Below are 7,116 nucleotides of genomic sequence, written 5' to 3' on the forward strand. Positions count from 1 at the left end.
TCGTCACGTCGTGCACAGTGCGTCGATCTCGGCGCCCAGCTCCGCCACACGAGCGTCGCGGGTGAGCGGGCCGAGGCCGGTTCGTAACCCCAGAAGCTTACGGGCGACGTAACCCGAGGAGGTCGTGCGGGCGAGTCGCAGCGCCTCCCCGCTGTAGGCGATTACTTGGTCGGGGTCCTGGCGCCGGGCGCCGACGGCCGCGAGGTCGGTCAGGACCGCACCGCGTCGGCGGAAGGACTGGCCGGAAGCGAGGATGTCCTGGCTGAGCGCGCTGCTGAGTGCCTTCTCGGCGAGGTCGAGGCGACCGAGCTGGAGGTAGCGCGCGCCACGCTCTTCTGCGAGGCGGGAGCCGTCGAAACGCAGCCAGCCACCGTTGTGGGCCGCCCCGCTCAGGCCGGTCACCTTCTCCGCCTCGTCCAAGGCGCGTTCGCAGGCGGAGAGGTCGCCGAGGCCGGCGTACGCCTCGGCCTGGACGGCAGCGACCCAGTAGCGGGTGGACAGGGAACCGTCCCCGCGCCTTGCCACCTTCTCTGCGGCCGACAGCGCGCCGACCGCGTCGGCGTACCGGCGTTCGTACAGATCGACGTAGGCGTGGCGGACGAGGGCACACGCCCACAGGTCGTAGGACTTCGCCTCCTGGCTGGCAGAGGCGGCGAGCGTGTAGGAGGCGGCGGCGTCGGTGTAGCGGTTGCCGTCGAAGGCCAGTTCTCCGGCGAGCTGGAAGAGGTCACCGGCCGCGCCGCACAGGGCCTGTGCTTCGACCTCGGGCCGTCCGCCGAGGGTCTCGTTCAGGGCGGTGAGCTGGTCGCGGACGACCGGGTAGACGGAACGCTTGGCGCGGGCGAGTTGGTAGACCTGCCACAGGTGTCCGTTCATGCGCAGGAAGTCATCGGACATCCCGCGCAGCGCGCCCTCCGCGAGGGCTGCGCCCTCATCGGGGGGCAGGGCCACCAGGGCACTGGTGACGGTGATGGCGCGCAGGAACTGGCGTCGGATCATGTCGTCGAGGTCCCCTGAGCCATGGTGGTCGCGAGGCGGCGGCCCTGCCGACTCCGGTCGGACTGCTTGTGGCTGTCCCACCAACGCGTCGAGTTCGTCAAGGTCGAGGTGGAGCAGCTCGGCCAGCCGTGGTCTCAGCGGCGGCTGCGGCGTGGTGGTGCGGCCTTCCCAGCGGCCGACGGTTCGTCGGTCCACGCCGAGGGCGTGCGCGAGCTCTTCCTGACTGTAGCCCAGCGCCCTGCGCCTCTCCGCAAGCCCCATGCCGCCCCCTTTCCACGCATCAACCCGCGTCTAACCCGACGGCACCGGGCTGTCCCAGGACTGGCCCGTGGATGCCGTGGTCTGCGCCAACGCGAGCCGCTTTTCTGGACGTTGTCAGAAACGACAACGGTGGAGGCCGGAGAAGGGGTGCGGACATGGCAGCAGGAAGCGTCACGTCGTCCGAGGTGGCTGGAGCGTCGATTGTCCTGGAGGCGGTCGACGAGGCCGTGGAGACAGCGCTGGCCATCCGGCTGTCGATGCCCGAGCGCCCGGTGATCGACGCCACGACCCGAGACCTGGTCAGCCACCTGAGAGTGCTGATGGCCGAGGAACTCGGCTTTGACGAGGACCCGGCCGTCCAGGCGCTGTTCCGGGAGGGCTACCGGGTCCTCGACCTGACGCGTCGGCCGACGGAGCAGTCCCCCCACTTCATCGCCTACCAGTACATGCGCGACGTCGGCGCGCTGACCAGACGCTTCGCCGACGTCTACCGCGCGACCCGGAAGAAGGACCAGAACGATGGCTGACCAAACCCCGGCCGAGCCGCCGGTGTGCCGGATCGGCGCCACCCTGCCCGACCAGGAACGAGCACGACGCGTCTTCGTCGGCCGACCTGGCCTCGCGCCGACCGTGGGGCAACAGTGTGGCAAGGACCAGGGCGCGCGGTGAAAGGCCAGGTCACGGCTCAGGTCATGTACATCGCGTGCGTCATGGTGCTCGGGGGATCGATCGTGGTGGCGGTGTCCCGGGGATGGTGAGCCGGCGGCGCAGCAGGCGAGGTCGCCCCTATGGCTGGCGGCAGTGGCTGCCGTCGGCCCTGATCATCGTCTCTACTACCCCGGTCGCCTGGGCTCTGTGGCACCTCGCCCCCGACTGAGAGAGACCACCGGTCCACTCCGGACCTACCGACTCCCGCTCTGGCCGAGCGAGCCCTCGGGAAGACCCGGTCCCCACCGGGGAAGGGCTCAGCCGCTCTCTCCCCTCGGCCAGAGCGGGCCCCCACCCAACGAGCTCCCGTCCAGTTCGCCGTGAACGCCGGCGGCAGGGACGGGTCCGGGCTCCGCAGCTCGCGGGGCCCGTCCACCCACTCCGCAGGAGGAAGGAACAGCCATGATCATCGACGAACTCTTCACGGGAGACCTGGTCACCGGCGTCCCCAGCATGGACGCGGCGCTGCTCGACAAGATGCCCGGCGGCGGCGACAACAACGGCGACCACTGCAGCTGACCGGCCGGTGAACGCGGCGGAGCAGGGCCTGGCGTCCTGCTCCGCCGCTCCGTAGAGGAGGGGAGCGGAGTGCTCTCGTTTCGTGTGCGACTGGCAGACACCCGGGACGCCGGCTGGCGATGGGACACAGACCGCTGGGTCAAGGGGGAGAGCTGGATCCGACCCGCTCACGCAACCGTCCTGGTCGCGGACCTCATACCGGGCGACGGATCGAGCGTCTGTGTGCTGGTGCGGGAAGACAGAGACGGTGAAGCCGACTACACGTCGCTGCTCGTCCGGCCCGACGAGATCCAGGTCTCGGCGGGAATGCTGGGTACCGTCCCGCTGTACCTCACAGCTGTCGGCGACGAGATCTTCGGGTCCTGGGACATCGTCGACCTCCGGCCGCACCTGCGACCTGACCAGCTCAATCCACGAGCGGTCGCCCGCACCTTGAGCCGCCAACACCGCTACAGCACCGACACCCTCTTCGACGGCGTGTACCGACTCACCGAACGCGCTACCGCGGTCTTCACGCCGGCAGGGCTCTCCATCCTCTACCCCGAGCCCGCCCAACACGTCCTGGAACCCCGCAGCCTCCGTAGCGGAGTGGACCCCGTGACCGTGTTCGACGCACTGCTCACCGAGGCCGTGGCCGAGTGGCGATCGACGGCCGGCCGCGTCGGCGTCGAGGTGTCAGGCGGAGCGGACTCGGCCAACGTGGCACTGTCCGCCGTCGCGGCCGGATTCGGCTCCGTGCACACCATGGGGCTGCTCATGGGCGGCCGGATCGGCCAGCTCCAGCGAGACCGGCGCCGCTCACTGGTGGATCACCTGGGGTTGCGGGACACCGCCGTGCCGGCGATGCAGCACCCGCCCTTCGTGCCTGGTGGCGTGAGGGAACGCAGACGGCCGCACGATCCGGCAGGCGCCTTCTACCAGGAAGCGTTCGACGTCGTGCGCGGGCACGTGGCCGCACACGGCTGCGAGCTGATCTTCACAGGTGGCGGCGGGGACGAGGTCAACGCCCACCACTCGCGTACGGAAGCCGGACTCCCGCCGATGGAGCCGGTGCCATGGCTCGGCGACAAGGCCACCGCGGCGCTGGCCCAGGTGAACGAGAACCTCGCTCCCATCCCGGTCCTGCCTGTGCCGACGCTCATGGCATTCGGCCTGCACAATCCGGCGTACGTGAGACTCGGTATCTGGCCGGTGGCCCCGCTCGTCCACCCCCGGATGATCCGCTTCATGGAACAGCTGCCGTACGAGTACAAACGCGACAAGAGGATGTTCCGCGACCGACTTCGGCGGACGGGTCTGCCCGAGTCCGTCGCGGCTCCGACCGAGCCGGAGAACTTCCTCGCGGTCATGGAGTCGGGACTGCGCACCTACGGGCTCCCTCTCCTGGACGAGATGCTGACCGATTCCCTGCTGATCGATCTCGGCTACGTTGATGCCGACGCCCTCAGCCGGGCCCGCGACCACGCCGAGCGGACTCCCGCGGTGCCCGACCTGCTGTGCGACACACTCGCCCTGGAAGTCGGACTGCGGAGCCTCGCATGAGCGGCCTGGACATCGCCGAATCCAGACACCTGGCAGCCTCCAACCTCTTCTACCGAGACCCCGCCCTGTACGACAGAGTGCAGTCTGACAGCACCAGCGCGAGCAGCTGTCGGGCGCTCGTCCATCGGCACCGCCCGGACGCCCGCACTCTGCTGGATCTGGGCTGCGGAACCGGGAGAGACCTGGAGCTGCTGGCCCGCCACTTCGACTGCATCGGTGTCGAGTTCCAGCCCGGCCTGGTCGACTACGCCCGCCGCACACGGCCCGGCCTCGACATCCGCCTCGGCGACATGCGCACCATCCGACTCGACCATACCGCTGACGTGCTGACCTGCCTGGGAAACTCCCTCTCCTACGTGCACGACAACCAGGACATCCAGGCGGTCTTCCGGACCTTCGCAGCGCACGCCCGTCCCGGGACGCTCCTTGTACTCTGCTGTTCCGTAGCGCCGATCGAGCGTGATGAGCCGCAGGAAGCAGAGGTCGAGACCGGATCGGGCACGGCCCACGTGACCATCAGCTATGAGTGGGACCTGCGGACCCAGATGAACACCATGCGTCGGCAGTGGGTGTTCAACTCTGGTGAAGAAACACGGGACGTGATCCGTCGGCGTGTTCTCGGGCCGCGTGAGCTGGAGCTGTACGCGACGCTCGCCGGCTTCGACGTCCTCCAGATCACCGACGGGATCGGAGCAGGCACCTTGCACGGGCCTACCGCGTACACCGTGGCCCGGTACAGGTGATCAGGACGCGGTCGTCAGCGCCCACGGCGGGGATCATTCCCTGTCGGGCCGGGCACCGACTGCGTGGTGGGCGCCGAGTGCGAGGTGTGCCGGTTGGCTCGGAGGGCCGTGGCGTTGCGGTCGTCGGGTAGTGCGGGCAGGTGAGCGCTGCGGCGCAGGCGCCAGACGAGGACGTCGCTCATGGATCCGGCGGAGCGTAGTTCGCGCCGTGCCGTGGCTTCGGTCAGCAGGGCGGCCGGGTCATGGCCGGCCCTCCGGGCGTCGTCCAGTGTGGCGGCCAAGGCGGGCCAACCGGACTCGGCTTGGATCTGGTCGGCCAGCTCCGGCAGCACTTGGTGGAGCAGGTTCGCCTGCTGTTGCCGAACACGTTGAGTCAGCCGCCGGCCTCGCTGGCTCAGTGCGGTCATGGGCTGGACTGAGGCGGCCTGGTAGGCGGCGCGGAGGTGCTCGGCGGCTTGCTGGGCTGCTGTGGCCTGCTGGGTGTGATGCTTCCTGGCGTGCCACTTTGCCGCGGCGGTCACGACGAAGACGGCCATGTCGATGAGCATGGCCGTGCAGGCGCCGTCTTCGCCCCGGCCCAGGACCGGCCCGCTGTGGACGAGATCACGGGCGGCTTGTCGCAGGCCCCGGTCGTGCCCGCGTACCGCCTTCACGTGGGAGCGGCTCGCGCGCTCGAACGCGGAGGCTGCCTCGCGCAGTTCGGCCCGGGTGTGGGCGGCGGAGGTCTTGGCCAGCGCGTCCAGGACCTCTCCGGTCGCGGCGATCTGGGCTGCTGCGGTGCCGTCGTCGCCGTGGTCGATCACCAGCAGGGCCTGCCACGTGGCAGCCGCGGCCCGCCGCCGCGCGAACGCGGGGCCTGTCACGGGCGGCAGTGCAGGCTGATCCGGCCATGAACCGTCGATGGCGGTGGGCGTCTCCGAGGGCCGGCTCCAGCGTTCGCGGACACGGGGCAGGGACAGGTCGGGCGCCAGCTTGGAGCCTGAGTAGAAGACCGGCTCGCCGTCCTTGTTCCGGTCATCAGGGAGGGCGACCTTGTACCCGAGGAGATCGCCGGAGGGCGCGAGACGCTTGCGGATCAGCAAACCGGCGGCGGCCAGGCGGTCGAAAAACTCGTCCGTCGAGGCAGCACCGGCCACTGCCCGGCGCACGGACTCACGAAGTTCCTCCCGCGCTGTGCGCTCCCGGCCTTCCCGCTGGGCCTTGTGCCGTTCGGCGCTGGTCGGACGACGGGCTGCGGTGCCATCGCCGGTGGCGAGGCGGCGCAACCCGTAGTCGATCTCGATCACGCGGGCTTCCGCTTGGGAACGCTTACCGTCCTGGCGGATACGGGCTTGGCGGCCGTCCTCTCGTACGACGGTGGCGATGATGTGAATGTGGTCGTCGGCGTGCCGAATCGCTGCCCAGCGGCAGGCGGCGTCGTCACCGTCGGGAGCGATGCCGGTGGCGGCGACCATTCGGCGCGCAATCTCGCCCCACTGCTCATCCGACAGGACCGGGTCCTCAGGAGCAGCGCGTACCGACAGATGCCATACGTGCTCGGCGGGCCGGCGGTTCTTCGGCAGGGCGTTGACCGGCTGGTCGAGCAGCCGCTGGAGATCGCCGTACGTGGCATCGGAGTCGCGCCCGGGATCAGGGGCGAGGCTGTCCCAGGCGGCCACCAGGTGCGAGTCTGTGTGCTCTTCGTGCGTGCCGGGCCCGTACAAGTAGTGGAGCAGGCCGATGGTGCGCCTGCCGCTTGCGTGGACGCGGGGGATCACCCGCCTGTCCTGTTGTCCAAGTGGTGCTGGGTGAAGGCGTCGACGCGCTTGGCGGCGCGCTGGACGGTGGCGAGGACCGCCTCTGCCTGCGATGCGTCGGCGCCGGAGTTCAGCGCCTTGGCGACCTGGTTGAGGTTGTTGCCGAGTTGCCCGAGGTGGCGCCGCAGCGCGAACAGCTCGTGCAGCATCTCTCGCTCGCCTGCGATGTCCGCGGCGGTACGGCCGAGGTCGTGGGCGGCGTCGAGAGCGGAGCGGGCGAGGAAGCCGGCGATGCTCATGTGGCACGTGGCGGCTGCTCGGGCGAGCAGTTGGTACTCGGCGTCGTTCATGCGGCAGCTGGGCTGGTGCAGGCGCTTGTTCTCGTCGCGCAGGCGTTCGCGCTGCTGTATGCGGGGCTGCGACGGAGAGGTGCGCGCGCAGTCGATGCTGTGGTTCGCGTGTAGCTCTTCCCCGCCGGTTTGCGATCCGTCCTCGGTCGCTTCCGGGCCCGCCGCTCTCGGGGCGGGAGACGCAAGAGCATTGCTCCCGTCGGGAGCAATGCTCTTGCACCAACTTGCTCCGTCGGAGGCTGAGATGGTGGCCCCCTG

7 protein-coding genes are annotated in these 7,116 nt (G+C 69.8%); 4 read left to right on the forward strand and 3 right to left on the reverse strand.

The window, feature by feature from the left end; all coding sequences use genetic code 11:
- Window positions 1-3: 3 nt before the first annotated feature.
- The gene (locus HCJ93_RS27375) at window positions 4-1,260 is read right to left on the reverse strand and encodes a helix-turn-helix transcriptional regulator (RefSeq protein WP_167998512.1); all 1,257 of its coding nucleotides are present in this window, start codon (window positions 1,258-1,260) and stop codon (window positions 4-6) included.
- A 155-nt stretch (window positions 1,261-1,415) separates the two neighbouring features.
- Here HCJ93_RS27375 and HCJ93_RS27380 point away from each other — a divergent pair, with 155 nt between their 5' ends.
- From HCJ93_RS27380 to HCJ93_RS27395, 4 genes are all read left to right on the forward strand, one after another.
- Window positions 1,416-1,787 carry a hypothetical protein gene (locus tag HCJ93_RS27380; RefSeq protein ID WP_007453357.1) on the forward strand — a complete coding sequence of 124 codons (372 nt, stop codon included), beginning with the start codon at window positions 1,416-1,418 and terminating at the stop codon, window positions 1,785-1,787.
- A complete protein-coding gene (locus HCJ93_RS27385) occupies window positions 1,780-1,929 on the forward strand; it encodes a hypothetical protein (protein ID WP_158002360.1) in 150 nt (49 codons plus the stop codon). The genes HCJ93_RS27380 and HCJ93_RS27385 overlap by 8 nt, the downstream gene beginning before the upstream one ends.
- Before the next feature lie 786 nt (window positions 1,930-2,715).
- Complete coding sequence (locus HCJ93_RS27390) at window positions 2,716-4,029, forward strand: asparagine synthetase B family protein (protein WP_203550459.1); 1,314 nt, start codon at window positions 2,716-2,718, stop codon at window positions 4,027-4,029.
- Window positions 4,026-4,772, forward strand: a complete 747-nt coding sequence (locus tag HCJ93_RS27395) for a class I SAM-dependent methyltransferase (protein WP_033276647.1) — start codon at window positions 4,026-4,028, stop codon at window positions 4,770-4,772. Before HCJ93_RS27390 ends, HCJ93_RS27395 begins: the two co-directional genes overlap by 4 nt.
- Window positions 4,773-4,786: 14 nt before the next feature.
- Here the strand turns inward: HCJ93_RS27395 and HCJ93_RS27400 are convergent, their stop codons facing one another.
- Both HCJ93_RS27400 and HCJ93_RS27405 read right to left on the reverse strand, forming a co-directional pair.
- Window positions 4,787-6,529, reverse strand: a complete 1,743-nt coding sequence (locus HCJ93_RS27400; RefSeq protein ID WP_167998513.1) for a relaxase/mobilization nuclease domain-containing protein — start codon at window positions 6,527-6,529, stop codon at window positions 4,787-4,789.
- Window positions 6,526-6,954: a plasmid mobilization protein gene (locus HCJ93_RS27405; RefSeq protein ID WP_373563619.1), complete on the reverse strand. Its 429-nt coding sequence runs from the start codon at window positions 6,952-6,954 to the stop codon at window positions 6,526-6,528. The genes HCJ93_RS27400 and HCJ93_RS27405 overlap by 4 nt, the downstream gene beginning before the upstream one ends.
- Between the last annotated feature and the right edge of the window lie 162 nt (window positions 6,955-7,116).

It is taken from the genome of Streptomyces composti (genome assembly GCF_012034205.1).
In the GTDB taxonomy this organism is placed as follows: domain Bacteria; phylum Actinomycetota; class Actinomycetes; order Streptomycetales; family Streptomycetaceae; genus Streptomyces; species Streptomyces composti.

Excerpts from the sequence above, each read along its gene's own strand:
- HCJ93_RS27375 (WP_167998512.1), bottom strand. The coding sequence starts at position 1,260 with ATGGGGCTTGCGGAGAGGCGCAGGGCGCTGGGCTACAGTCAGGAAGAG.
- HCJ93_RS27380 (WP_007453357.1), top strand. The coding sequence starts at position 1,416 with ATGGCAGCAGGAAGCGTCACGTCGTCCGAGGTGGCTGGAGCGTCGATT.
- HCJ93_RS27385 (WP_158002360.1), top strand. The coding sequence starts at position 1,780 with ATGGCTGACCAAACCCCGGCCGAGCCGCCGGTGTGCCGGATCGGCGCC.
- HCJ93_RS27395 (WP_033276647.1), top strand. The coding sequence starts at position 4,026 with ATGAGCGGCCTGGACATCGCCGAATCCAGACACCTGGCAGCCTCCAAC.